The sequence below is a fragment of the Streptomyces sp. NPDC101152 genome, assembly GCF_044768275.1.
Classification (GTDB): Bacteria; Actinomycetota; Actinomycetes; order Streptomycetales; family Streptomycetaceae; genus Streptomyces.
Genome location: NZ_JBIWPO010000004.1, coordinates 1 through 25,140, shown reverse-complemented (window position 1 = coordinate 25,140; position 25,140 = coordinate 1). Strand labels below are relative to the sequence as shown.

The following is a 25,140-nucleotide window of genomic DNA, read 5'->3' as shown; positions in this document are numbered from 1 at the left end:
CCGCTCAGACATGGCAGGCGCTCCCCGGCTTCAGCGTGGCCAGCAGCGGCGTCACCAGTGGCTGCCGCAGCACGGTCGGGGCGCCGTCCGCGTGCGGCTCCAGCAGGTGCAGCACCAGCGTGCGGTGGGAGCCGGCGGGCAGTTCCAGGTCCAGGGTGAACACGGAGTGGCCACGTTCGACGCCCGGGGTGACCTGAGCCGGCCGGCCGTCCAGAACGGCGCCGGTGAAGGTGGCGCCTGCCCCGGCGTAGTACGAGACCAGGAGTCGGTTGTCACCCGGGTGGGTGGGGTACGGCGGGTGGTCCTCACGCAGCGTGACGTAACCGGGCAGGCCGAAGGCAGGGGCGCGGTTGGTCAGGCTCACGGTGACGGTGACCGCATGCTCGTCCCCGACGCAGTCGCCCGCTTCCCAGACGAGGCTGCGGTCGAGGTAGTAGTCCAGCTTGGAGCCCGCTGCGTTGTTCACCACAAGCCCCGCGAAGGGACCGGGGGTGTCCGGGAGCGTGCCCGAGTAGGGGCGCGACTCGAGGAGTCGCTGCTCCGCGGCGTGGGCGCTCCAGACCTTCAGCCGTCCGTCCCGCTGAGCGTCGTTCATGGCGACGAGCAGGCCGGGCAGCAGGCGCTGGTCGTCGATCGCCGTCATCAGCTGTCCGGCGGCGGCACGCGCCGCGTCGACGAAGAACGTCTTGCGCCGGGCGATGTCGTCGTAGACCGCGTAACTGGCCCGTTCCGTGAGGTCCACGACGTTGTCGGCGGTGAGCTCGGTGCCGTCGGCCGTGCGTGCCGGCCCGGTGACCCGCAGGAGACGACTCAGCGTGACGGGGTCGACGGCGATCACGCCGTCCACGTGCTCGCCGGTGTGCTCGTGCCACGCCGAGGCCCAGATGCGGGCCGCATAGGGGAAGTGCGGGCTCATGTTGGAGTTGGCCCACACGTGGATGGGGTCGCTGCCCCGGTAGCGGTTCGCGAATTCGGCTCCCAGATCGACGTCCGCCTTCGCCGTTTCCATCTCGGTGTTGTTGCCGAACCGTTCGAAGGACAGATGACCCCCATCGGCCCTCAGCACGGCGAAAGCACCCGGAAGGCCCCCGGTACCGCGTGCCTCGGCCAGGTTCTGGAACGCGAGGAAGTAACGCCGTTCCCCGTGCGCGCCGAGCATGGGGGGCAGGACGCGAGCGGCCAGGGAAGCTTCGGTCATCACCGGGGCGAGGCGGTCGATCTGCTGTGCGAGCCCGGCGCGGGCCCGGTCGGCCGTCGGCAGCCAGGTGGACCTGGGCAACCCGTGCACGTCGACCTGCACCTGCGTGGCGACGCGTGCGGCGCGAGCCAGGTCCGGTCCGTGCTGCTGCAACGCCGTGAGGGCCTCGGACATCCCGTTGCCGTGGCTGCCGGGCGTGGGCTGTGGCAGGATGCGCGCCAGTGGGGCCAGCACGTCGCCGGCCAGCCGGTCCGCCGCGTACGTGGCGCCGCGCACGGTCCTGACCGGGCCGCCGAGGAAGGGCAGTTGGGCGGCGGTGTACCAGGCCGGGCCCGTGGTGAGCCAATGTGCCCGAGCCGCGTGGGCGGCGGCGGAGAGCGCCGCCTGCTGCCGTTGCGAGGAGGACGCGGGCACCGCACCGGAGGCGGCCATCGGCCCCACCGACCGCCTCAGCGTGCTGAGGTCCTGTTGGGCCGCGATCAGCTCCGAACGAGCGAGCAGGCCTGTGACGCCGATCCAGGCGGCGCCCGTCAGAAGGAGCGTCGTGGTGGCCAGCAGAGTGTTCCTGACGGTACGGCGGTGGTCCTGTGCCCCGTCGCGGAAGCGTCCGGGCCCGCGTGCGCGGACGGCGCCCCGGCCGGGGCCGGGACGCCGTGGTACCGCCGCTGGGACGTGGCGCTCCGTCATGAATTGCGGCGACGGCGCATGGCCAGCATCGTGCCACCGCCCGCCGCGAGCAGCGCCGCCGAGGCGCCGCCCAGCGCCAGGGTCTTCGCGCTTCCCGTCTCCGCGAGGTGCTGGTGGCCCGGGCGCACGCCGTCGGGGTGGTGCACGTGGTCTCCGGACCCCGGGTGCCCGCCCGGTCCACCAGGCACGCCGGGATCGTCATCGTGACCGTCGTGTCCGTGCTCGTCGTCCCCGTGGTGGTGCCCGGGGCGGGTGGGGGTCGGGGTGGGGGTGGGGGTGGGTTCGAGACCGCCCGTCACGTAGATGCTGGCGGCGACGCTGGGGTCGGGGTGGTCCGAGGTGAGCCGGAAGGTGTGCCAGCCGTTGGGGGCCGTCGTCGGGATCGTCACCGTCCCCGCCACCGATCCGTCGGGCTGGGCCCAGAAGTGGCCGAGGATGATCGGCTTCGATTCCAGCTCAGCCGTGACGCCCTGTCCGGGACCGAAGACCCCTGGCGAGGTGCTGAAGGACAACGGCCCTCCGGCCGTCACCGTGGTGCTACTGATGGTCAGGGGAGGGGACGGAGGGTACGGCTGCGCGTACGCGGCCTGCCCCCCTACCAGGGGTGCCGCGATGAGCATGGCGGCCGAGGCCGCCGATGCCAGGGCGACCCGCCATCTGCGCGATGGTGTCATCTTCTTCGCTCTCCTCGACTTCTGTTCGGATCAGGCCTGCAGCGTCGGCCGTCATCACGATGTGAATACCAAGATCTGGATACATCGAATAAATGGAACATATCGACATCTGTTGGCGTGGCGCCTCCCAGATGCCATCGAATGGTGTAGTTCTTGCCTCTTCCGGCCCGTGCCGTCGCGTCGAGCGGCCGGACGTCTCTGTGCCGGCGGGGTCGCCCGACAGTCCGATGCGGTCGTGGCTCCCCCAGTTCGAGCACGCGAGCACCTATCGTCGGCCGTGCACATAGGGGACAGAACATCCTGTTTCGGATGGTCCCCTCGGTCTATGAGGGGTGCAGCTTGGATCTCCACGGATTCCTGAAGGCTCTTGCCAGGCGCTGGCCGACCGTCGTGGTCTGCCTGGTGCTCGCGATCGGGGCGGCGTTCGCCGCGACGGGACTGAGCACCCGCGTCTACGAGGCGAGGACCCAGCTCTTCGTCGCCACGCGCTCCGGTGAGGGCACCACCGAGCTGAATCAGGGTCAGAGCTTCTCGCAGGCGCGCGTGCAGTCGTACGCCGCGATCGTGACCACCCGTCAGGTGACCGAGCCCGTGGTCAAAGAGCTGGGGCTGCGCACCACCCCGGAGGAACTGGCGTCACGGATCACGGCCCGCGCCCCGCTCAACACCGTGCTCATCGACATCACCGTCGAGGACACCGCCCCCAAGCGTGCGGCACGCATCGCCAACGCCGTGGCGGAGCGGTTCAGCGCGGTCGTCGAGCGATTGGAGACGCCCAGGAACACGGTCGAGGACCAGCGGTCCGACAGCCGTACGGACGACAATTCCGCGCCCGCCTCTCCTGTCTCCCTGGGTATCACCCAGGAGGCCGTACCCCCTACCGCCCCGGTATCGCCCCGCCCGCTGTTCAACCTGGCCGCCGGAGTCATCGGCGGTCTGGTGCTCGGTGCCGGGCTCGTCGTCCTGCGCGAAACGCTCGACACCACCTTCAAGACGAGCGAGGCGCTGGGCGAGTACACCGCGCTGCCGGCGCTCGGTGCCATCCCGTACGACAGGAACGCCCCCAAGCAGCCGCTCGTCAGCACCGACGGACGCGGCAAGCGCGCCGAGGCCTTCCGCAAGCTGCGCACCAACCTGCAGTTCTCTCAGGTCGACGACCCGCCCCGGATCATCGTGGTGACGAGTTCGGTGCCCGGTGAGGGCAAGACCAACACCGCGGTGAACCTCGCCCTCTCGCTCGCCGAGGCGGGCATGTCCACCTGCCTGGTGGACGCCGACCTGCGCCGCCCGTGCGTGGCCGGACCCTTCGGCCTCGTCCAGGACGCCGGTCTCACCACCGTGCTCATCGGTCAGGCCCGCATCGAGGACGTGATGCAGCGGACCGGCGGTCAGCTCTCGGTCCTCGCCAGCGGCCCCGTGCCTCCGAACCCCACGGAGCTGCTCGCCTCGGCGCGTATGAAGGAGGTGCTCGGCGAACTCGCGAACACCTACGACGTCGTGATCGTCGACACCGCGCCGCTGCTGCCGGTCGCCGACACCCTCGGGCTCGCCTCGCTCGCCCAGGGCGCTCTGCTCGTCGTGCGCGCAGCGAAGACCAGCCGGGACCAGGTGCGCGCCGCCAAGGAATCGCTGGAGCGTGTGGGCGTCCGGGTCCTCGGCACCGTCTTCAGCATGGCTCCGGTTCTCAAGGGAGGCCGCTACGGCTACGGGGCGTACGGGCAGTACGGCGAGTTGCCCGCTCCCCGTACGTCGGTTCCCGGGGACGAGGCGACCGCGTCCACACTCGCGTGTCCCGCACACGAGAAATGACCAGGATTCTCTTCGTCTGCACGGGCAATGTGCACCGCTCGGTTCTCGCCGAGCGGCTTCTGGCCGCAAGGCTTCCGCCAGGCTCGACCGTGCGGCCCGAGAGCGCCGGCACGGAGGCGTGGCACCGCTCCGGAATGGACGGCCCCACCAGGGGGGTGCTGGAGCAACTGGGCGCCGGCGGCTCCGGCTTCGCGGCCCGTCCGCTCACCGCACGACTTCTTTCGGGAGCCGCGTTGGTCCTCGGGCTCGCGCGCGAGCACCGGGAGGCGGCCGTGCGACTCGCGCCCTCGGCCATGCGGCGCTGTTTCACCCTGAAGGAGTTCGTGCGGCTCGCCGCTGAGGGTGTTGGCGTGGGGCGTGCCCGGGAATGGCCTGAGGCCGAGGGCGGTCTTAACACCGTGGTGGCAGCCGCAGCCGCGCGCCGGGGTGCCGTCCCCCCGGTGCCTCCCGACGAGGACGACATCGCAGACCCATGGGGGATGCCCCGTGATGTGCTGTACGGGTGCGCCCTGGAGATCGACGCCGAGGTGAGGAGGCTCGCCCGGCTGCTGGACAGCGGTGCGAGCACATGAGCCCGTCATGACCGTGGTGACCGGGCGCGTCGTCGGGTGGCGTCAGGGCATGTGATGCGGGCTGCTCGGTCGGCGCGCCGCGTGCTGTCCGCGCAAGGCACCCGCACGGAGACGACGTCACTGCCGACGAACAAACCTGGGCCGCCACGCCGCCGATCCGGCCGAGGCGGTACCGCAGACGGTGACGTCGTGCCGCTCGGCGGCGTGGTCGCTGACCCTGGAAATCGTCCGGTTCCGCACAGTGAAGCCGCTAATTAGCTGATTATTTGCGAGCCTTCCGAGCGATCTGCGTGCCGCTTTCGGCCTATTTATTTAAAATTGCCTCGTTTTGCACCATTCATGTGCAGTTTACTTCTCTCACCCAATCCATCCCAGTTTGCTCAGGAAAGGCCTGGTGGGTTTTGGTGCATGAGGGCGTTATGACCAGGGGCGCGTCGTCGCTGGTCCTCGGGGCGGTAAGCCTGGGGCTTACCTTGGGCCTGTGCGGCCCCGTTCACGCGCAGACGCAGTCTGTCGCCAGCCGGGCGCAGGCTCAGGCCGCCACCCCGCAGACGAGTCGGATCGTGCGAGGAGCGGGGGTGAAATCACACAAGAAGCGCCAGCCGGGGATCCCGGGGACGGTCACCGCGAGGAACGGCCTCAACATCCGCGAGTTGCCGACAACGGCCTCGCCCTCCCTGGGCTTCCTCCCCAACAGGGCGGTCGTCTATCTCCTCTGCCAGGAGGCGGGTCAAGAGGTCCACGAGAACCCCTGGTGGTACAAGCTGGCGGGTCGGGACGGGTGGGTGACCGCTCACTACGTCGCGGCGTCCGGCGTACCGCTCTGCTCGCCCGGGCCGACGGGTCCGGCGGGGCCGACGGGGCCGACGGGTCCGGTGGGTGACACCGGCCCGACCGGCCCCCAGGGGCTCGACGGCCCGACCGGCCCGACCGGCCCCCAGGGGCTCAACGGTGTGACCGGCCCGACCGGCCCCCAGGGGCTCGACGGCCCCACCGGCCCGACCGGCCCCCAGGGGCTCGACGGTGTGACCGGCCCGACCGGCCCCCAGGGGCTCAACGGCGTGACCGGCCCGACCGGCCCGACCGGTCCGACCGGCCAGAACGGTCAGAACGGCCAGAACGGCCTCAACGGGGCCACGGGGCCGACTGGCCCCACTGGTCCCGCCGGACTCAACGGGCTCAACGGGCTCGATGGTGCGACGGGTCCGACCGGCCCGACCGGCCCCGCCGGTGTCACCGGCCCGGCCGGCCCCCAGGGCCTCAACGGGCTCAACGGGCTCAACGGTGTCGACGGTGCTACCGGTCCGACGGGTCCTGCCGGCGCTGTCGGAGTCACCGGCCCGGCCGGGACTACGCAGACGCAGCTGCTCACCTCCGCCCCCCAGACCGTGGCCGCGGGCGCCACGGCGACGCTGAGCGGGCCGTCGTGCACCACCCTCGGGGCGTTCACGGCCGTCAGCGGCGGCGACGCCCAGCTGACGGGGACGGGACAGGTCAACACTCTGTCGAGCCAACCCGGCGCGGCCTGGAGCGTCACCGTCGTCAACCCCGGCACCGATGCCGCCACCGTCACCGTCACGTCGGTCTGCCAGCCGATCTGATCCCGGGCCGAGAACCCGGCCGTAAGGAGGCCCCGTTCCCTGACCACACTCTCTTCCCCTAGAGCGGTGCGGGGGGGCCCCCCCCGCGGGGCGGGGGGGGCGCCACGGACCGCTGTCGTCAGTGGCCCTTGTCGAGGGCCCTTCGTTGATATGTCGAGTTCGTCAGTAGGGAACGTTATGTCGGGTGTGGGTCAGTATTAAGGTTGCGCAAACCGAGAACCGTTACACTCACCAGCCCGTACAGCCCATCCATCGAGACACCCATCGGGGAGAGACACATGGCGGGACGGTTCCTGTCCGTGCGAGCGATGCTCGTGCCCGGTGTCCCGGCCGCCCTCGCGGTCATGCTGCTGCCCCTCGGGGTCGGTATGTCCTGCTTCGACGGGCGGCCGTACGTCGGCGGCGGTCTCATCACGGCCGGGCTGATCGCCGGGGCCGCGGCGGTCGGCGCGGCGGTCGGCGATGTCGCCTGGTGTCTGATGACGGCGGCCCGTGAGCGGTCCGGTGCGCAGGAGGGGTCGGTCGGGGACGGTTCCGGCTGAGGTCCTGAGGCTGGGAGCGGTGCTGCGGCGCGGAGCAGCCCGGCGGCGGGTCACGGCGCTGTTCCGCTTTCGCCATGCCACATCGCATAGGTGGGCGCCCAGGCCCCTAGACTGGGGCGGCGCGGTGCGGTGTGTCGGTGAGGGCGGGACGGGAGAGGGCTGTGGCAGCGGACATCGGTGGCTTCGAGGATCCGTCCGCCGAGGTGCTGGCCGAGGCGGCCGCCGCCTTCGGGCTGCTGGCGTCCTCGGCCCGGCTGCACATCGTGTGGGCGCTGGCGCAGGGCGAGAGCGACGTCACCCACCTCGCGGACCGGGTCGGCGGCGCGCTGCCCGCGGTCAGCCAGCACCTGGCCAAGCTGAAGCTCGCGGGGCTCGTGCGGTCCCGGCGGGAGGGGCGGCGGCAGATCTACTTCGTGGACGATCCCGACGTGGTGACCGTCGTGCGGGTGATGGTGGGTCAGCTCGCCGCGCGTGCCGAGGGCGCGTCCGCGCCCGTACGCGTGCTGCGCGGGACCGGTGGCTGAGAGCACCCCGGCCCCGGAACCGGACCTCGGGGCACCCGCCCCCGGCACCGGACCGGGGACGGAGGCGCCCCGTCCCGCGACCGTCCTGCAGACCCTGCGGCACCTGGACAGCGGCCCCCGCGGGCTGACCGAGGCGCAGGCCGAGGAGCGGCTGGCCCGGGTCGGGGCGAACACCCTGCCGGCGTATCGCAGGACGTCCTGGGCGGCCGCGCTGCTGCGCAGCACGCGGGACCCGTTCACCGCCGTACTGCTCTGTCTCGGCCTTGTCTCGGCGGTCGTCGCCTCCTGGGGGACGGCCTGTGTGATCCTGCTGCTGGTCGCGGTGAGCTGTGTGCTGCGGGCGTCAGGGGAGCACCGGGCCGACCGGTCGATGGCCGGGCTGCGCGGGCTGGTGGCCACCACGGCCACCGTGCTGCGCCGCGCCGAGGAGGACGAGGCGCCGGACGACCGGGAGATCCCGGTGGAGGAACTGGTGCCGGGCGACGTGGTCCGGCTCGGTCCCGGTGACCTCGTACCGGCCGACGTACGGCTGCTCCGGTCGCAGGGGCTGACCGTGCACCAGGCCGCGCTCACCGGGGAGTCGGCGCCCGTACCGAAGGACGCGGCCGACGCGGCCGCCGTCGAGGGAGGCGTCTTCGACCGGCCCGAGCTGTGCTTCCAGGGCAGCGGCGTCGCCTCCGGCAGCGCCACCGCCGTGGTCGTGGCGACCGGCGCGCGGACCAGGTTCGCCGCCGCGCACACCCCCGCCGACCCGGGACGGGAGGCCAGCGCCTTCGACCGGTCGGTGCACGGCATCTCCTGGATCCTCATCCGGTTCATGCTGCTCACCCCGCCGCTGGTCCTCATGGCCAACGCGACCCTGCGCGACCGCGGCCTGGAGACGCTGCCGTTCGCCGTCGCCGTGGCGGTGGGGCTGACGCCGGAGATGCTGCCGGTCATCGTCACCATGTGCCTGGCGAGGGGTGCCGCGCTGCTGGCCCGCGCCCACGGGGTGATCGTCAAACGGCTGCCCGCGCTGCACGACCTCGGTGCCGTCGACGTCCTGTGCCTCGACAAGACCGGCACCCTCACCGAGGACCGCCCGGTCCTCGACCGCGCCCTCGGCCCCGACGGCCACGACGACCCGGACGTCCTGCGCTGGGCCGCCGTCAACGCCTGGTGGACCCTGCAACTCGCCGACCTGCCCGCCCCCGACGCCCTCGACGACGCCCTGCTGGACGCGGCCGACGAGGACGAGGCCATGGCGTACGACGGGGTGGCCGCCCTTCCCTTCGACCCGGTACGGCGCCTCGCGACCGCCGTCGTGCGCACCCCGGGACGCCTCGGCACGCACACCCTGGTCGTCAAGGGAGCCGTCGAGGCCGTGCTCGCGCGGTGCGCGACGACGGACGAGGAGCGGGAGCGGCTGCTCGCGCTCGCCGGCCGGCTGGCGGACGACGGGCTGCGGGTGCTGGCGGTCGCCACCGCCGAACGACCCGCACGCGCGCGTGAGTACACCGCGGCCGACGAGCGCGGCCTGCGCCTGCGGGGTTTCGTCACCCTCAAGGACGCCCCCGCGCCCACCGCCACCGAGGCGCTGCGCGGACTCGCCGACCGGGGCGTCACCGTCCGGATCCTCACCGGCGACCACCCCGGCACCGCCGTGCGCGCCTGCCGCGACCTGGGCGTCCCGGTGCCGGCGGACGGCGTCCTGACCGCCGCCCAGGTCGACCGTCTCACCGACGCCGAACTCGCCGCGGCCGCCGAGCGCACCGTCGTCTTCGCCCGCTGCGCCCCCGAGCACAAGGCCCGCGTCGCCACCGCCCTGCGCAAGGGCGGCCACACCGTCGGCTACCTCGGCGACGGCGTCAACGACCTGCCCGCCCTGCGCGCCGCCGACGTGGGCATCGCCCCGCGCGACGCGGTGGCCGTGGCCCGGGAGAGCGCCGACGTGGTGCTCGCCGAGAAGGACCTCACCGCGATCGGGCACAGCATCGCGGCCGGCCGCTACTCGGGCGGCAACATCGCCACGTACCTGCGCATCACGCTCTCCTCCAACCTCGGCAACGTCATCGCCATGCTCATGGCCGGTCTGCTGCTGCCCTTCCTGCCGATGCTGCCGGCCCAGGTGCTCGCGCAGAACCTGTTCTTCGACGCCGCGCAGCTCGCCTTCGCGCACGACCGGCCGCATCCGTCGGTGCTGCGCCGACCGATCCTGCTGCGCCCGCGTGACCTGCTGCGCTTCATCGTCGGCTTCGGCGTCCTGAACGCGGTCGCCGACCTCGCCACCTTCGGCGTGCTCACGGCCACCCTGCACGGGCCGGGCGGGCTGGACGACTCGGCGGTGTTCCACTCGGGCTGGTTCACCGAGAACCTCATCACACAGGCCCTGGTGATGGTGCTGCTGCGGGCCGGGCGGGACACGGCGGGGTCGCTGCCGGGGCCGGTCGGCTGGGCGGCGGGCGCGCTGGCCGCCGTGGGCCTGCTGCTGCCGGTGACCCCGTTCGGCTCGCTGCTCGGGCTGACCCCGCTGCCGCCCCTCTACTACCTTCTGCTGACCGCTGTTCTCGGCCTCTACACGGCCGGACTGGTGGCTGTCAGAAAGCTGCCTTGGTTGTACAGTTGCGCAACGTAGCAATCATGGCGAAGAGAATGGGGTGGGTGGGATGCTCCGCAACGGACTCGAACCCTGGCACCTGCTGATCGTGGCGATCATCATCATCCTGCTGTTCGGGTCGAAGAAGCTGCCCGAGGCCGCCCGCGGGCTGGGCAAGTCGATGCGCATCCTCAAGAGCGAGGCCAAGGCGATGAAGGACGACGGCGCCACCACGGCCGCCGCCCCCGAGCCCGCGGCGCCCACCGAGGCTCCCCGCATCGTGCAGGCCGCCCCAGGCGACGCCACGACGGCCCGCCCGGTCGCCGAGGAGACCAGGGCCCACTGAGCCGGCGGCGCCTCGAGCCGGCCGATCCACTGAGCCGGCGGGCCCCTCAGGGGCTCGCTATGTCGAAGCCGTAGCGCAACGGCTCGCTGGTCACGCCGTAGTCACGGCGGTAGAGGTACAGCGCCGCCACGCGCACGCCGTCGGCCTGTTCGTCCACGGGGCAGGGGTACGTGACCTGGAGCACCCGGGGCCGGTCGGCGACGCGGGTCTTGAGGCCGTGCGCGGGACCGCCGTCCAGGACGGCGGTCTCCCAGTTCGCGGTGGTGTCGATCAGCACAACGACAGTTTACGGGTTGCGCAAGTCTGGGAACCGCGGTGCCGGCCCCGGCGTTGGAACAAGTGACGTACTGAGGGCCGAGAGCCGGGAGGAAGAGCCGTGGGAGTTTCCCTGGGCAAGGGCGGGAACGTCTCGCTGAGCAAGGAGGCGCCGGGACTGAGCGCCGTGCTGGTGGGGCTGGGCTGGGACGTGCGCACCACGACCGGTGCCGACTACGACCTCGACGCGTCCGCTCTGCTGCTGAACGCGTCCGGCAAGGTTGCCTCCGACGCCCACTTCGTCTTCTACAACAACCTGACCAGCCCGGACGGGTCGGTGGAGCACACCGGCGACAACCTCACCGGTGAGGGCGAGGGCGACGACGAGAGCATCAAGGTGAACCTCGCCGCCGTACCCGCCGACATCGAGCGGATCGTCTTCCCGGTCTCCATCCACGAGGCGGACACCCGCGGCCAGAGCTTCGGACAGGTCCGCAACGCCTTCATCCGGGTGGTGAACCAGGCGGGCGGCCAGGAGATCGCGCGCTACGACCTCTCCGAGGACGCCTCCTCGGAGACGGCTATGGTCTTCGGTGAGCTGTACCGCCACGGCGGCGAGTGGAAGTTCCGCGCCGTCGGTCAGGGTTACGCTTCGGGCCTGCGCGGCATCGCGTCGGACTTCGGCGTCAACGTCTGAAAGGTCCCCGCCGTTCAGGTAAGAGCGTGTGGCGTGGACCATCGGAGTTTCTCAGTCACCGTTGCTATATTGCGCAATCATCCGAGCCCAGGGCTCCGCCCTGACGTACGCCGCAGCGTAGGGAGTGGGAGTTGAGCGACCCCTGGGGCGAGACCCGCGGCCGATCGGCCACCCGTGATCGCTCGGGGGGCGTCCCCCGCCCCCGGGGCGAGACGTCCCGCCGGCGCGGCGGGACGGACCACGCGAGCGTGCCCCCGCAGGGCGGCCGTGCCGCCGCCCGGCAGGCGACGCGCGGGCACGGCGGTCGCGCCGGACGCCGCGCGAAACCGGTGGCCCGGCGCAGACGCGTCGCACGCATAGCCCTGCTGACCGTCTCGGCGCTGATACTGATCACCGCCGGAGCCGGAGCCTGGCTGTACGAGCATCTCAACGGCAACATCAACAGCATCTCGCTCGACGGCAAGGGCGGTTCGGAGAAGGCGGACGCCTTCGGCCGGACCCCCATCAACCTCCTGGTCATCGGCTCGGACGGCCGCAACAACGCGATCGACTGCAAACTGGGCGGCGGCTGCGGCTCGGCCAGTTCGACCGTCGGCCACAACGCGGACGTGGAGATGGTGGTGCACGTCTCCGCCGACCGCTCCAACGCCACCGTCATGAGCGTGCCGCGCGACACCATGACGCACGTCCCCGCCTGCAAGGACCCGGACAGCAAGCAGTCGACGCCCGGCTACTACGGCCAGATCAACAGCGCGCTGCAGTACGGCCCCGCCTGCCAGGTCGAAACCGTCCACGAGCTCACCGGCATCACCATCGACCACTTCGTGATGCTCGACTTCGCCGGCGTGGTCAGCATGTCCGACGCGGTCGGCGGCGTCTCGGTCTGCGTCAGCGACAACGTGTACGACACCTACTCCCACCTCAAGCTCGCCAAGGGCACCCACACGCTCAAGGGCAACGCGGCCCTGGAGTTCGTCCGTTCCCGGCACGGCTTCGGCGACGGCAGCGACCTGGGCCGTACGGTCTCCCAGCACCTCTTCCTCAGCGCGATGATCCGCAAGTTCAAGAGCGCGGGCACGCTGGCCAACCCGGCGAAGGTGTACTCGCTGGCGGACGCGGCCACCAAGGCGCTGACGGTGGACGACGGCCTGGGCAGCGTGACCAAGCTGATCTCGCTGGCGACGGACCTGAACAAGGTGCCGTCGAAGCGGATGACGTTCACCACCATGCAGACCGCGGCCGATCCGGCCAACAAGGACCGCGTGGTGCCGGCCGCGGCGGCGAAGCAGCTGTTCGCCACCATCGCCAACGACCAGTCGCTGTCCGCCGAGGACGGAGCCAAGAAGAAGTCCTCCTCCTCTTCCTCTTCTTCTTCCGCCTCGGCGGCACCCGCCGTGCCCGCCTCCCAGGTCGCCGTGCACGTGGAGAACGGCACCACGACCGGGGGACGCGCCTCCGTCGTCGCGGGCGGCCTGATCGCGAAGGGCTTCAGCTCGGGCACCACCTCGGGCAACGCGCCGGCCCGGTCGGCGAAGACGACCATCACCTACGGTCCCGGGCAGAAGGCGGAGGCCCAGACCGTCGCCTCCGCGATCGGCCTGCCCGCCTCGCAGCTCACCCAGGGCAGCACCGCCGGCGTGGTCCTCGTCATCGGCAGCGACTGGCCGACCGGTACGACCTTCGGCTCCGCGGGCGGTTCTTCCGGCGGCTCGGCCGCCCCGGCCGACACCCACGCGGCCGTCGCCGACGCCCATGCCCAGACCGCCGACAACGCCAAGGGCTGCGCCAAGGTCAGCCCCTACAGGACGGTCCAGATCAACGGCGTGCCGATGACGCCGGCCCAGGCCTACGCGGCGTCGAGCGGCCTGAAGGACTCGGCGCAGTAGCCGACAGCGGCGTAACGGGCTCCTCCGCCTCAGCGGCGGCCAGGGCGGCGCTGTCGTAGGCCGCCCTGGCCGCGGTGACCGCGCCGGTCCCGCTCGAGGCTGCGCAAGGCAGGGTCAGCATGCGTCGGTACGCGCAACTCCGTCTCCGGCGGGGGCCACGAGGCTCCCAAACCCCGGACGGTCGACTGACCGCCCGCTCAGTAGGCGTGGTTGGCCTGCCAGAACGTCCACGCGCCGCACGGGCTCTGGTAGACGGTGTTCATGTAGTTGAGGCCCCACTTGATCTGGGTGGCCGGGTTGGTCCGCCAGTCGGCGCCGGCGGAGGACATCTTGGAGCCCGGCAGGGCCTGCACGAGGCCGTAGGCACCGGAGGAGGGGTTGACGGCCTGGTAGTTCCAGCCGGACTCGCGCTCCACGATGTTGCTGAAGCACTGCAGTTGGTCGCCCGGCACGATCTGCGCGGCGATCGCCTTGATCTGCGTGACGGTGTACGAGCTCTGCACGGGGATGTCGGAGGAGCCCGATCCCGAGCCGGAGCCCGTGGACGTGGCGGACTTGGTCTCGACGCGGTCCTTGGACGCCTGCAGCGCCTTCTGGGCGGCTTCCTTCTTCTGCGTCGCCGTCCGGGCCGCGGCCTTGCGGGCGGACTCCTCGGCGGCCTTCTTGGCGCTCGCGTCCGCCTGGACGGCCTGCGCGTCGGCCTGCTGTGTCAGCGACGCGGTCTGCACCTGGGCCTGCTGGCCCGCGGGCAGGTCAGCCAGCAGGGTGGTGTCGGAGGCCGTCGCCTCGGCGTCACCGGGCTGTGCCGCGCTGCCCGAGGCGATGCCGACAACGCTTCCGACGGCGGTGACCGCAGTTGCGGAAGCGACCGCTAATCCCCGCACCGATATCGGGCTCACGCGTTTTCCTTCCGGTTCGTCCGTCGGGCCGGCCCACGACTGTCGAGGGCAACAACCCCACCGGACAAGGCAGTTCGAACACTCTGCCGCGCCCACGCCGGTGACGCAATCATGGAGAAGGTGTGGATGCTCACACCGGTGACGCCCGCTCGTTGTCCCGCTGCTGAGACGCGGGTGAACCCCGGCCGCGTTTCGCCCATACTTCAGCGGGTGCGGCACGCGAGGAGTTCTCGGCGCCGCACGACAGGACCGCCCCAGGAAGGCTGACCACGGTGACGACCGCCGCATATCAGGGTGAACCCGGCTCCAACTCGGCGACCGCCGCCGACGTCCTCTATCCCGGGAGCACCGGACTGCCGTGCACGAGCTTCGAGCAGGCCCTCGACGCCGTGACGCTCGGCGCCGCCGATGTCGCCGTGATCCCGGTGGACAACTCCGCGGCCGGACGCGTGGCGGACGTCCACCACCTCCTGCCCGAGTCGGGGCTGTTCATCATCGCCGAGCACTTCCTCGCCATCCGCTTCGACCTGATGGGGGTGCCCGGCGCGACCCTGGAGGGCGTCGAGTGCGTCCGCAGTCATGTGCACGCGCTCGGACAGTGCCGCAAGGTGCTACGCGAGGGCGGCTGGCGCACCCTGGTCAGCGACGACACGGCCGGCGCGGCACGCGAGGTGGCCGAACTCGGCGACCCACGGCACGCGGCGCTCGCCCCGCCCGCAGCGGCGAGGCTCTACGGGCTCGAGGTGCTGCGCCCCGAGGTCGAGGACGACCCGGACAACACCACCCGCTTCGTCGTCCTGTCCCGGGAGGCGGCCCTCGCCCCCTACACCGGCGAGCCGACGATGACGAGCCTGTTCTTCTGCGTGCGCAACATCCCCAGCGCGCTCTACAAGGCGCTCGGCGGGTTCGCCAGCAGCGGCGTCAACCTGACCAAGATCGAGAGCTACCAGATCGGCGCGGGGCTCAACCCCAGCCGCTTCTACGTCGAGGTCGAGGGCCACCCCGACGAGGAGCGCGTCGCCCTCGCCCTGCACGAACTGCGCTTCTTCTCCTCCGAGGTACGGGTCCTCGGCGTCTACCCCGCGCATCCGCACCGCCAGGCCGACTGACCTCGCGTCAGGGCGCTCCCAGGCCGTTGAGCAGGGTGTCGACGACGACGTCCGCCGCCCGCGCCGGGCTCAGTTCGGGCAACTGCCGGGAGACGAGGTGCATCAGCTGCGGCAGCAGCGCGCCCGCCCACCCCTCCGGAAGACCGGTGCGCAGGAGCCCCTCGTCGGTGGCGCGCCGAAGGAAGGCGTCGACCTCACGGACGGACGCGTCGCGGCGCGCGTGCACGCTGTCGTCGGCAAGCATCCGGGTGAGGTCGACGGGCCAGGTCCGGTTGACGGCGATGATGTTCTCGACGTACCGGTGCAGGGCGACGGTGACCGGTGCCTCCCGCAGCCGCGCGTCCTCGATGGCGTGCTCGATGGCCGTGAGGCGGGCCGCGTAGATGGCCGTGAGAAGGTCCTCGCGGGAGGCGAAGCGCCGGTAGACGGTACGCCGGTCCACGCCCGCCGCCGCGGCGATGCTCGCGATGCTCGCGCCCGGGTCGGCGGCGAGCATGCGTGCCCCGGTGGTCAGGACGGCTTCCAGGTTGCGCGCTGCGTCGGCTCTCACCGCAACGAGTCTAGGGAGGGCGGCGCAGGGCACTGCGCCCGTGGGCTACTCAGAGGCGGTGGTCGGCGTCGGCCACGGCCCGGGCGAAGGCGGTGGGCACGGCACGCTGGACTTCGTGGCGGGACAGGAACTGCGTGCTGCCTTGGCCGCGCAGGAACGGGACGATGACGCGGTACCCCTGGTCGGTGAGGAGCGGGGCGACGTCCGTCACACAGGGGTCGTCACCTGTCAAATCGGTGACGCACGTTGATCGAGCGCACTACAGTCACTGCCGTGTGTAGCTGACAAACATAAGTGCTACATTGTCGTGACACTTATAACGGAAGGTAGAAGATTCGCGTGATCACCTACGACCGGCTCTTCATCGGGGGCTCATGGGTCAAGCCGAGCGATCCGGAGCTGCTCGACATCGCCTCGCCGCACGACCGGTCGGTGGTCGGCCGTGCGGCGCAGGCGCGGCCCGCGGACGTCGACCGCGCGGTGGGCGCGGCACGGGCGTCCTTCGAGGCGGGCGCGTGGCGGCTGACCCCGCCGGCGGAACGGATCGCGCTCCTGCGGCGGTTCAACGCGCTGCGCGAGCAGAACGCCGAGAACATCGCTCGGCTGATCTCGCTGGAAAACGGTTCGGCCGCCTGGTTCACCCGCGCCGGACAGCCCGGCCTGACCCGGCAGGCGAACGCCTACCTGAAGGCGGCGGAGGAGTTCCCCTGGGAGGAGACGCTCGCGTCCTCCGACCCCGCCTCGCCCGTGCGCAGCGTGGTGCGCCGCGAGGCCGTCGGTGTCGTGGCCGCCGTCATCCCGTGGAACTCGCCGTTCTCCTCGGCCACCGCGAAGATCCTCCCCGCCCTGCTGGTCGGCAACTGCGTGGTCCTCAAGGTGTCCCCGGAGAACTCCCTGAGCATGGGGTTCCTGGCCGAACTGCTGGAGGGGCTGGGGCTGCATGAGGGGGTGGTCAGCGTGCTGCCCGCGGACCGGGAGACCAGTGAGTACCTGATCTCGCACCGGGAGGTCGACAAGATCGCCTTCACCGGCTCGACCCGGGCCGGCCGCCGTATCGCCGCGATCGCGGGCGAGCAGCTCAAGCGGGTCAGCCTGGAACTGGGCGGCAAGTCCGCCGCGATCATCCTCCCCGACGCCGACATCGAGAAGGCGGTCGCGGGCCTCAAGTTCGGCTCCCTGCTCAACAACGGCGAGTCGTGCATCGCCCAGACCCGGATCCTGGCTCCGCGCGGCCGGTACGAGGAGGTGGTGACCGCGCTGGCGGACATGGTGCGGTCACTGAAGGTCGGCGACCCGAACGACCCCGACACCTTCATCGGCCCGATGATCCGCCCCGACCAGCAGGAACGGGTGCGCGACTACATCCGGCTCGGCATCGAGGAGGGCGCCCGCCTGGTCGTCGGTGGCCTGCAGGTCCCGGCGGGCCTTGAGCAGGGCAACTACGTCACCCCGACCGTCTTCGCCGACGTCGACAACTCCATGCGGGTCGCGCGGGAGGAGATCTTCGGTCCGGTCCTGGTGGTCATCGCCTACGACGACGAGGACGACGCCGTCCGCATCGCCAACGACTCGGAGTACGGCCTCTCGGGCGGCGTCTGGTCCGCCGACGAGGAGCACGCCCTGGCGATCGCCCGCCGCATCCGCACCGGCACGGTCACCGTCAACGGCGCGTCCGTGGCCTTCGACGGCCCGTTCGGCGGCTTCAAGGCGAGCGGCATCGGCCGCGAGTACGGAGCGGTCGGCCTCGGCACGTACACCGAGTACAAGACCATCACCGTCTGACCTTGCCAGGCTCGCGTGAGTTCGTCACTGCCCCGGCGGAGGAACTAGCGGACGCCCCGCACCGGATCTGTACCTACTCCAAGGCGACGCGCGACAACATTCCCCCTCGCCCGTCACCCGCTGATCAGTGTGCGCTCGCCGGAGCCGCCGTCTTCTTACGGGCGCGGTACGCCGCGGCCTTGATCTTGTTGCCGCAGGACTCCATGCCGCACCACTGGCGCCGCATGCCCCGGGAGCGGTCGATGTAGACCCGGGTGCACTCGGGGTTGCCGCACTCCTTCAACAGGGGCACGTCCGGGCCGCTGAGCAGCTCGACGGCCTGCCGGGCGAGAGTGGCGAGCGCCTGCTCGGGGGTCGCCTCGGTGTGCCTGCCGGCCGGTGTGAGCTGCGGCGTAGCGGGGGTCTTCCGCGCCGCGCCGTTCAGCACGGCGAGCGCCTCCCGGTCGAGGTCCTCGCCGAGCCGGCGGTCGGTGACGAGCTGATAGACAGCCTCGCGCACGGCGGTCGCCGCCCGGACGTCGTCCTCCTCGCCGGGCGTGATCGCGTCCACGAGCCCGGACTCCAGGTACCAGGCGTTGAGCCGCTCCGGCGTCACGAACATCTCGAACCGGGCCGAGCGGCGGGCCCGGAGGGTGGCGGCGAAGTCGAGGGCCGGGTGTCCGCACACGAATACATGGTCAAGGTTCACGTCACCATTTTGACAGGTGACTCTCGCCTGAGACAAGAACATCACCTCTCCAGCCGGTGACGACCCGCCCGCCCACCCTTGCGCAGTGGTCGGTGCCGGGGGCCAGCTTCCGCTGCGCCCCGCCGCCCGGCGCTGATCCCGCCGTCCGAGGGGGGAGGCGCGTGCGCCTGTGGGCTCAGGACCGCGGGCGGTGCCGACCGCGGCCGACGAGTTCTCGGATTCAGGTCTGCCGCCCGCGAACTGCTGTACGAGCGCTGAGTGGGCCGGGGAGACCAGCCCGTACGGCATGCAGCACATACTGTGCTGTGTGCCTACCGCCCCGGAACGGCGACCCGCCGGGCCGCTCGCGAGCCGAGGAACGAACCAGTCATACCCGCTGCCGGGCTCGGCGACGTAGGTGCCCGCACCAGCGCGGCGCTCCAGGGCGCCCTGCGAAATCAGCAGCTCCCGAGCCTGGCGGACCACGTTCTCGCCCACCCCGCACTCTTAGTGCTCCGCGATCCGCCGTCGGAGTTCGGTCCTCACCTCGCCGTCGGCAACTGTCCGGGAGGCGGTATGTGCCCGCCCATCGACACCGGACGAAGCATCGGCCATCAGATGCAAGCAACCGGGTTCCCTCACGTGGTCATGCGTCGCCTGTGGCGATGGCAAGCCGAACGCATTTTCAATCGCCCTGGAACCACAGGTAGCTGCCCGGGATGCCGGCACACTGCTCCAGCATCGTCGCAAGGTCGTCCACAGCGGCGCGTTGTCGCTCGTCGCTGCACCGCTGCTTCAGAGCGTGGATCTCTCTGAGTGCAGCGGCCGACTCTTGTTCGTTCATCAACGAATCTGCGGAGGGATCGACAGCGGTGAGCCTGCCCGGGACTCCAGGAAGCCGGAACGAGCCGAGCACATCGGCCAACGCGTCGCCGTGCCCGTAAGAGCCCCGAAGGAGTGTCGCGCGGGACTTCCGCCAACTGCGTGCCGGCCGAGCGGAATGCAACTCCAGATCGATGCCCATGAGCCCATGATGCATTCCCCAGAACTCGCGCAATGGACAATCATCTACCGCTCCTGAGCTCTGTAGTGCTTCATCAGCGCAGTGACCCGTGCCTGGTCCGCATGACCGTTGAGCTCGAGTACGAGGTCGTCAGGGCACAACTCGTAGACATCTCCCCACCATCGACGTCCCCGGTTGTCCCAGATCCGATAGCCACTCGGCACGTTCCCTGGAGTCAGCAAGTCGTTCTGCCGTATGACGGTACGCGTGTCGAGTTCCAACGGCGAAGCCATGAGAAGCCGCCGACCCACACCCTTTCCAACTGTGGTGGTGGGAGTTGGGCTGAGCACGAGGGCCTTCGCCCGGGTTCGTGGGCGGCTGGCTGCTGAAAGGTGTGACGGAGCAGGCCGGGTCTCGCATTCCGGCCGTTTCCCGCGGGTTCCCGCAGGGGCGGGCACTGTTTGGTGCATGGCCTGGTCGCGAACCGGACTCGTAGAGGGGGCCCTCTGGAGGGCTGCCCTCCTATGATCTCCAGGTGTTGACACGTCATAGCCCTACCGTGATCACGGACTCGACGGTGGTCGGGCGAGGCGCGCCTGTCCACGGTTGGGGCTTGCTGGGGCCGTTCCTTATGGGCGTGTTCTTTGCGGCGGTGGGCTTCGTCCTGGTTCTCGACTATCGAGGGTTCGCGAGCCGGCACCGCCGACAGGCTGAAGCGTGCTCCTCGCCACGTACGTCCGGTGCGTCGATGGTCAGCAGGCCGACCTGAAGAAGCGCCTCGAAGCCGCCGTAGGACCTCTGCGTGCTGCCCGCCGCTGGTTGATCTTCGGCCAAAAACTTCGCCACGTATTTGCCGCAGTCACCCGCAGAATCCCGGTGACAGCCGGACGGCGCCGGGCCCTTCCCATGACCGATGGATAGCGGCCCGGCGCCCTTCCGTGAAGGGTTTCACCTGCTCTGGCCAGCAAAAACGCCCTCCCGAAGGAGGGCGGAGCGAGGGCGCCCCCGGCGGGGCACCGACAGCATCTGTACGGCCCCGTATAGGCCGTGAGCTGGTGCTTTCCGGGACGGTGGCGGTGCCGCAGGAGCGGCGGCGCCGTCGGCGTGGTGGTGGTTCCCGGTGAGCGCCCCGAAGTCGGTGTCTCGGGGGGATTCCCCGGTCGTTTGTGACGCCGCCTCGGGCACCGTGGGTAACGGTGTCGGGTTTGAGGCGTGGGTGCGGCGTGGCTGTGCGCTGGTGGTGGCGTCGGTGGCGGGGTACGCCTCATACGTGCATCAGCGGGAGTTCGCCTTGCAGGGTGGGGCGGATGCGGTGAGCGCGACGCTGTGGCCCTTGTCAGTTGACGGGCTGTTGCTGTTGGCGACAGTCGGGTTGCTGGCCCCGGCTCGAAGCGTGGGGTGCCGGGCGCGGGTTGTGGTGTGGCTGGCGTTCCTTCTCGGTATCGCGGTGTCGTTGGCGGCGAACATCGCTGCGGCGCCTGCACTGGCGTGGAAGCCGATGTTGGTGGCGGGCTGGCCGCCGGTCGCGCTGTTGCTGTCGGTGGAACTGCTCGCGCACCGTTTCGGCCGCCGAGACCGGGACGAGAGCGTTCGCCACTCGTCCACGCCGTCCGGCGACAGGGAGCGAGACGGGGGCGTGAAAGGGAGCCGAGACGAGACAGAGGATGCCCGGCGAGAGCAAGACTCGGGGAACCGAGACGAGACACGTTCGGGGCGGCAAGAGGCGAGCGAGAATGGTCGAGAGTCGGCAGGCGTTGGCGAGCGAGAGAAACAGGCTCTGCTATCGCAGGGTGTTCGGCCTCGGTCAGCTGGCATCTCGGCGGAGGACGTGATGTGGGAACACTTCCAGCGTCAGCTGGCTGCCGGGCACATGGCCAGTGGGGCGGAGCTGGACCGGGTGGCGGGCACGAACAACTACGGCCGGGCCGTGCTGGCCCGTTGGCGGCGTGTCGGCCGGATCCCGAGCACGGTGGACCGGGCGCATGTGAACGGAAGCCGAGGTCGTCCCTGAACTTGCGCCCCACGCTACCGATTTTGGCCTGATTGGCATGCTTGGGTGTGGTAGGCAACGACCGCTTCCATGGGGCACGATCGTTCGTCGTGCTGATGGACGGGGGCGTATGGATTCGGATTCCTTAAAATTCCGGGACGCCTGGGCGGATGGGGCCGGGTCGCTGCTGAAATTGCCTGCGGTGCCACGGCAGCCGGCGAACGGCAACGGTCGGCCCGGCTATGGGCAGGGTGGGATGACCGAGCCCACGCGATTACTGTGCGCGGTGGCGCATCTGCGGCCCGACAGAGCGGAGGAGTTCGCTGAGAAGCTGGGAACGTGGCGACGGAAGAAGGCCAAGCAACTCAGTGACAGGCTGACTCCGAAGAAGGTGCGCGAGCGGCGCCTGGAACAGGCGGCCAAACGAGCCCTCGAAGGCGACAGGGCCGCGCTGGAGAAAGCGTTGGACGATGACGAGCCGACCGAGCGCAAGCAGCCACGCGTGCTGGTCGGCCACGAGTACGCGCGCTGGGTTCGCCGCCGAATCGCGGCCGGCGGGCATCCGGTACCGTCGCACGGCTTCGACCTGGAAGCTGTACTGACCGCGTGTGCGCAGGCGGAACGGCTGCTGTGGCTGCGCCGCGGCCTCATGGTCCTGGCCTGCGCGGCCGGTGGCCTGTGGCTGCTGGCACCGCTCGCCTACCTGGCCCCGCTGATCACCGTGATCGGGTTATGGGCGGCGTTCTACACGGACCGGGTGCTCGCCCAGAGGCGGCTGGGCCCGCTGATCGGCGCCGGCGAAGGGGAGGTGTGGGGTGCCGAGGTGCCCCGCCGGTTCCGGCGCGCGGTGGAGCAGATCCGGGACGCGACATACGAGGAGGTCGTCCCGTACCAGAACCAGATCCGTTCCTCGGGGGCGAAGTACCACTTCGTCGGGGCCGGCAAGGTCTGGTTCGAGACGCAGATCGGAATCGATGTGGGTCCCGCCAAGTCGTCGGACGAGGACGACGGTCAGGGCTCTGAGAAGGGGAACAGCCCGTCTCGGCTCTTACCCAGCGTGGAAGATCTCCTGGCCGGGGCACGGCCTGGCGATGGCGTGGTCACCTTCACCCCGGACGACCTGCACGCCCATGTGGCCGGCGAATTGCAGCGCCTCATCAAGCCTTTGCGGGACTTCCACCCCGACAGCGAGCAGGAGGTGTTCGGTGTCGCGGCGATTGCCGCCGATCGCTGGGAGACGCTGACCTCCGAGAGGTGGGAGGGGCTGGTCACACTGGCCCGGGACGGTGTGCGGGCGGCGAACGCGCAGCGGACGCCGAAGGTCGCCCGGCGCTTCCTGTGCGCGCGGATGACCTCGTGGGACGGCGAGTTGGTGGCGTCGCTCTTTGTGGGCTTCGCCTACGAGAACCACTACCTGCGAGTCGTCATCCGCCCACACGTGGTCAACCCCGTCCACCCCGAACTGCGCCGGGCGGAGAAGGAAGCGAGGCGAGGGGGCTGGGTCTGGAGACGGCGCATGGCCTACCTCGCCGTCGTGGACACCGGCTGGTGGCTGGTTCAGCTGGTCAAACGGGCCAAGAAGGGCGAGCCGCGTCCCGAGCAGGATCCCGGTAAGGGGCCGGTGAGCCTGCGGGAGGTCTACTCGACCCGGTACATGGACGACATGCTCCAGTACGACGACGCCCGCCGCTACATCGACATGATGCAAGGACGGGTCCTCGCCGCCGTCGAGGGCTTCCTCGTCGAACACAACGTGGACACCGTCGCGTACCGGGAAAAGATCACGGTTGTCCTGAACAACGGCATCATCAACACGGGTGAGATGAGCAACGTCCAGAACCAGCCGGGGGCCGTCGGCTCCCAGCAGTCGTCAGGATCAGGAGGAGGAACGTGATGTTCGGCCGTAACCGGCAGCCGGGTGGCGCCAACTCAGGGATCCAGAACAGCGGAACCATGCAGAATGTGCAGAACCAGCCGGGTGCCTACCACTCGACTCAGAGCCAGGACAACTCCGGCATCGGCCGGGACGAGTTACAAGGCATCGCCGATCTGCTCGGGCAGATCCGGCAGGGCATGGAGCTTGAACGCGCCCGCGTCAACGACTACGACCTGTGCGTCGGCTTCCTGGACACGGTGGCCGAGCAGCCGCTGGACAACACCGACGGGCGAGCTGTGGCCAAGGGGCTGCTGGAGAAGATCCAGCAGAAGTGCGGTGGTGTGCCCGGGCTGGTGTCCCTGATCGCGTCCGCATTGTCGGCGGTCTCCGCACTCGTCTGACGGACACCACCCCCGGCAGAGCGAATATCACGTCACTCCTGCTTCTGCACGGGCTGCCAGACGTGGGAGGGCGAAGCAGTGCTGGTCGTGCCAGACGTCGCGATTGCCGATGACGAACAGGCGGCGCTTGGCGCGGCTGACCGCGACATTGAGGAACTGGCGGGTGAGCGCGCCGCACTGCCCGCACGACGCGCCCCTGCAGCCGGGACGTGGCCTCCGCCGGAGTCGTCCTCGTCGTGCTGGGCCGCCAGGGCTCCGCAGCCGGCCCTCCGGGCCGCAAAGTGGGGCGGCAACGTCCTGGCCGGCTCACTCCGGCACTGTGGGGTTGGTGCCCTGTGATCACACGACCGTTTCTGGGGCATCACAGCCCATTGCACGTGACCACGTGGACCTCCGTGGCGGGCACGTGGTCCTGCTCCCGCTTGCCGCCATCGCGGCTTCACAGTTTGAGGTACTTAGGTACTATGGTGGGGAGGTGATGGTCATGACGGTGGCAACGAAGACGGCGCGGCAGGCTCCACTGAAGGTGGACCCGGAGACCGACAAGCTGATCAGTCAGGGCGCACACTTCCTGGGGCTGACGAAGAAGGATCTTGTCGCCGAGGCGGTGCGGGCCTACCTGGAACAGCGTCGGGAGGACCTGCGTGCCGGCATGGTCGAGGCGCTCCAGGTGCTGGACGGGTCGTTGAAGTCGGACGTGATGCTGCTGACCGGGCTGACCGCGGAGGAGATCGATGCGGTCGGCGGGATCGAAGAGTAGCGAGAGCCGAGAACACGAAAAGATGCGACCCGCCCGTCCCACGCTGCGTTGCCTGCGCGAGGATCTGGAACTGTCATTGCCTCCGGTCACCGTGCCGCTGGACGAGATCGAGCATCCGATCCTGGCGAAGGCGGCGGAGCAGTTTGCCGACGCCGGGACCAAGCACGAACGGATCCGCGCCATCGATGACCAAGTGCTGTTCAAGGTGAAGGTGCAGCGGTGGCGCGGCGCGGTATGGATAGGTGAGGACCTGCCCTGGCTGGTGGCGGCAGGACGGCGCGAAGACGGCTCGGGCGACGACTTCTATGCCGCGCTGGAGGCGGACGCCAAGGCGGCACGGGCCCGCTACAACGCCGTTCACACCGACGGGTTGAAGACCTCGACCTACACCGCGCACCTGTTGCCGGCCCGTGAGGACCACGTCCGCTACCGGGCCGAGGCCGCAGTCCGCTTTGTGCGAGGGCTGCGCGCGGCCCTTCTGGAGCTGACCCGGGCGACTTTGCGGGACGGCCGCGAACATGCCCAGGACTTCGACACTTTCACCCTCGGATTGCAGGTCCGTGCGGACGAGGGCCACGAGACCTACCTTGCGATCCGCATTACCGGCTCCGTCCCCGCCAACCTCACTGCCGTGATCCTCGGTGTCGGCGTACAGGTGAACGTCCTCAGCCACGTACGGATGAACGAGGCCAGTTTCTGACGCGCTGAGGGTCAGCGGTGGGCACTCTGCTGCTTGG

At 70.4% G+C, this 25,140-nt stretch carries 23 protein-coding genes and 1 pseudogene; 16 read left to right on the top strand and 8 right to left on the bottom strand.

The window, feature by feature from the left end:
• Positions 1 to 4 precede the first annotated feature (4 nt).
• Positions 5 to 1,885 carry a DUF4012 domain-containing protein gene (locus ACIRVK_RS06455; RefSeq protein WP_404244283.1) on the bottom strand — a complete coding sequence of 627 codons (1,881 nt, stop codon included), beginning with the start codon at positions 1,883 to 1,885 and terminating at the stop codon, positions 5 to 7.
• Positions 1,882 to 2,559 carry a hypothetical protein gene (locus tag ACIRVK_RS06450; RefSeq protein ID WP_404244282.1) on the bottom strand — a complete coding sequence of 226 codons (678 nt, stop codon included), beginning with the start codon at positions 2,557 to 2,559 and terminating at the stop codon, positions 1,882 to 1,884. Before ACIRVK_RS06450 ends, ACIRVK_RS06455 begins: the two co-directional genes overlap by 4 nt.
• Positions 2,560 to 2,898: 339 nt before the next feature.
• Here ACIRVK_RS06450 and ACIRVK_RS06445 point away from each other — a divergent pair, with 339 nt between their 5' ends.
• The 7 genes from ACIRVK_RS06445 to tatA all read left to right on the top strand — a co-directional run bounded on the left by ACIRVK_RS06445 (position 2,899) and on the right by tatA (position 10,528).
• Entirely contained in the window at positions 2,899 to 4,368 is a 1,470-nt protein-coding gene (locus ACIRVK_RS06445; RefSeq protein ID WP_404244281.1) for a polysaccharide biosynthesis tyrosine autokinase, read from the top strand.
• Entirely contained in the window at positions 4,365 to 4,940 is a 576-nt protein-coding gene (locus ACIRVK_RS06440; RefSeq protein ID WP_404244280.1) for a low molecular weight phosphatase family protein, read from the top strand. The genes ACIRVK_RS06445 and ACIRVK_RS06440 overlap by 4 nt, the downstream gene beginning before the upstream one ends.
• Positions 4,941 to 5,518: 578 nt before the next feature.
• Entirely contained in the window at positions 5,519 to 6,541 is a 1,023-nt protein-coding gene (locus tag ACIRVK_RS06435) for an SH3 domain-containing protein (RefSeq protein ID WP_404244279.1), read from the top strand.
• A gap of 278 nt (positions 6,542 to 6,819) precedes the next feature.
• Positions 6,820 to 7,083: a hypothetical protein gene (locus ACIRVK_RS06430; RefSeq protein ID WP_404244278.1), complete on the top strand. Its 264-nt coding sequence runs from the start codon at positions 6,820 to 6,822 to the stop codon at positions 7,081 to 7,083.
• 161 nt (positions 7,084 to 7,244) lie between these two features.
• Positions 7,245 to 7,607, top strand: coding sequence for an ArsR/SmtB family transcription factor (locus ACIRVK_RS06425; RefSeq protein WP_404244277.1), 363 nt, complete (start codon positions 7,245 to 7,247; stop codon positions 7,605 to 7,607).
• On the top strand, positions 7,600 to 10,221 hold the full coding sequence (gene mgtA, locus ACIRVK_RS06420; RefSeq protein WP_404244276.1) for a magnesium-translocating P-type ATPase: 2,622 nt from the start codon (positions 7,600 to 7,602) through the stop codon (positions 10,219 to 10,221). Before ACIRVK_RS06425 ends, mgtA begins: the two co-directional genes overlap by 8 nt.
• 31 nt (positions 10,222 to 10,252) lie before the next feature.
• Entirely contained in the window at positions 10,253 to 10,528 is a 276-nt protein-coding gene (gene tatA, locus ACIRVK_RS06415) for a Sec-independent protein translocase subunit TatA (protein WP_404244275.1), read from the top strand.
• Between the two features lie 46 nt (positions 10,529 to 10,574).
• Here the strand turns inward: tatA and ACIRVK_RS06410 are convergent, their stop codons facing one another.
• A complete protein-coding gene (locus ACIRVK_RS06410; RefSeq protein ID WP_404244274.1) occupies positions 10,575 to 10,805 on the bottom strand; it encodes a hypothetical protein in 231 nt (76 codons plus the stop codon).
• Between the two features lie 99 nt (positions 10,806 to 10,904).
• Between ACIRVK_RS06410 and ACIRVK_RS06405 the strand changes: the two genes are divergently transcribed.
• Together ACIRVK_RS06405 and ACIRVK_RS06400 are read left to right on the top strand one after the other, a co-directional pair.
• A complete protein-coding gene (locus ACIRVK_RS06405) occupies positions 10,905 to 11,480 on the top strand; it encodes a TerD family protein (protein WP_404244273.1) in 576 nt (191 codons plus the stop codon).
• A gap of 131 nt (positions 11,481 to 11,611) precedes the next feature.
• Entirely contained in the window at positions 11,612 to 13,366 is a 1,755-nt protein-coding gene (locus ACIRVK_RS06400; RefSeq protein WP_404244272.1) for an LCP family protein, read from the top strand.
• Between the two features lie 197 nt (positions 13,367 to 13,563).
• On the opposite strand, the gene ACIRVK_RS06395 is transcribed toward ACIRVK_RS06400, so the two are convergent.
• Complete coding sequence (locus ACIRVK_RS06395; protein ID WP_404244271.1) at positions 13,564 to 14,265, bottom strand: transglycosylase SLT domain-containing protein; 702 nt, start codon at positions 14,263 to 14,265, stop codon at positions 13,564 to 13,566.
• Positions 14,266 to 14,537: 272 nt separating this feature from the next.
• Between ACIRVK_RS06395 and ACIRVK_RS06390 the strand changes: the two genes are divergently transcribed.
• A complete protein-coding gene (locus ACIRVK_RS06390; RefSeq protein ID WP_404244270.1) occupies positions 14,538 to 15,374 on the top strand; it encodes a prephenate dehydratase in 837 nt (278 codons plus the stop codon).
• 7 nt (positions 15,375 to 15,381) lie between these two features.
• Here the strand turns inward: ACIRVK_RS06390 and ACIRVK_RS06385 are convergent, their stop codons facing one another.
• Positions 15,382 to 15,870 (bottom strand): TetR/AcrR family transcriptional regulator, encoded by a 489-nt coding sequence (locus ACIRVK_RS06385; protein WP_404244564.1) that lies wholly within the window; start codon positions 15,868 to 15,870, stop codon positions 15,382 to 15,384.
• Positions 15,871 to 16,006: 136 nt separating this feature from the next.
• A pseudogene (locus ACIRVK_RS06380) lies at positions 16,007 to 16,129 on the bottom strand (alpha/beta hydrolase); the annotation flags it as partial.
• A gap of 134 nt (positions 16,130 to 16,263) precedes the next feature.
• Between ACIRVK_RS06380 and ACIRVK_RS06375 the strand changes: the two are divergent.
• The gene (locus ACIRVK_RS06375) at positions 16,264 to 17,706 is read left to right on the top strand and encodes an aldehyde dehydrogenase (protein ID WP_404244269.1); all 1,443 of its coding nucleotides are present in this window, start codon (positions 16,264 to 16,266) and stop codon (positions 17,704 to 17,706) included.
• 124 nt (positions 17,707 to 17,830) lie between these two features.
• Here ACIRVK_RS06375 and ACIRVK_RS06370 read toward each other — a convergent pair whose 3' ends face one another.
• Complete coding sequence (locus ACIRVK_RS06370) at positions 17,831 to 18,394, bottom strand: CGNR zinc finger domain-containing protein (RefSeq protein ID WP_404244268.1); 564 nt, start codon at positions 18,392 to 18,394, stop codon at positions 17,831 to 17,833.
• 664 nt (positions 18,395 to 19,058) lie between these two features.
• A complete protein-coding gene (locus tag ACIRVK_RS06365) occupies positions 19,059 to 19,397 on the bottom strand; it encodes a hypothetical protein (RefSeq protein ID WP_404244267.1) in 339 nt (112 codons plus the stop codon).
• Positions 19,398 to 20,646: 1,249 nt separating this feature from the next.
• On the opposite strand from ACIRVK_RS06365, the gene ACIRVK_RS06360 reads away from it, so the two are divergent.
• The 5 genes from ACIRVK_RS06360 to ACIRVK_RS06340 all read left to right on the top strand — a co-directional run bounded on the left by ACIRVK_RS06360 (position 20,647) and on the right by ACIRVK_RS06340 (position 25,103).
• Positions 20,647 to 21,387, top strand: coding sequence for a DUF2637 domain-containing protein (locus ACIRVK_RS06360; RefSeq protein WP_404244266.1), 741 nt, complete (start codon positions 20,647 to 20,649; stop codon positions 21,385 to 21,387).
• 109 nt (positions 21,388 to 21,496) lie between these two features.
• Positions 21,497 to 23,260 carry a hypothetical protein gene (locus ACIRVK_RS06355; RefSeq protein WP_404244265.1) on the top strand — a complete coding sequence of 588 codons (1,764 nt, stop codon included), beginning with the start codon at positions 21,497 to 21,499 and terminating at the stop codon, positions 23,258 to 23,260.
• Positions 23,260 to 23,643 carry a hypothetical protein gene (locus tag ACIRVK_RS06350; protein WP_404244264.1) on the top strand — a complete coding sequence of 128 codons (384 nt, stop codon included), beginning with the start codon at positions 23,260 to 23,262 and terminating at the stop codon, positions 23,641 to 23,643. Before ACIRVK_RS06355 ends, ACIRVK_RS06350 begins: the two co-directional genes overlap by 1 nt.
• A 484-nt stretch (positions 23,644 to 24,127) precedes the next feature.
• Entirely contained in the window at positions 24,128 to 24,403 is a 276-nt protein-coding gene (locus ACIRVK_RS06345; protein WP_404244263.1) for a hypothetical protein, read from the top strand.
• 22 nt (positions 24,404 to 24,425) lie between these two features.
• A complete protein-coding gene (locus tag ACIRVK_RS06340) occupies positions 24,426 to 25,103 on the top strand; it encodes a hypothetical protein (protein ID WP_404244262.1) in 678 nt (225 codons plus the stop codon).
• Positions 25,104 to 25,140: the final 37 nt, after the last annotated feature.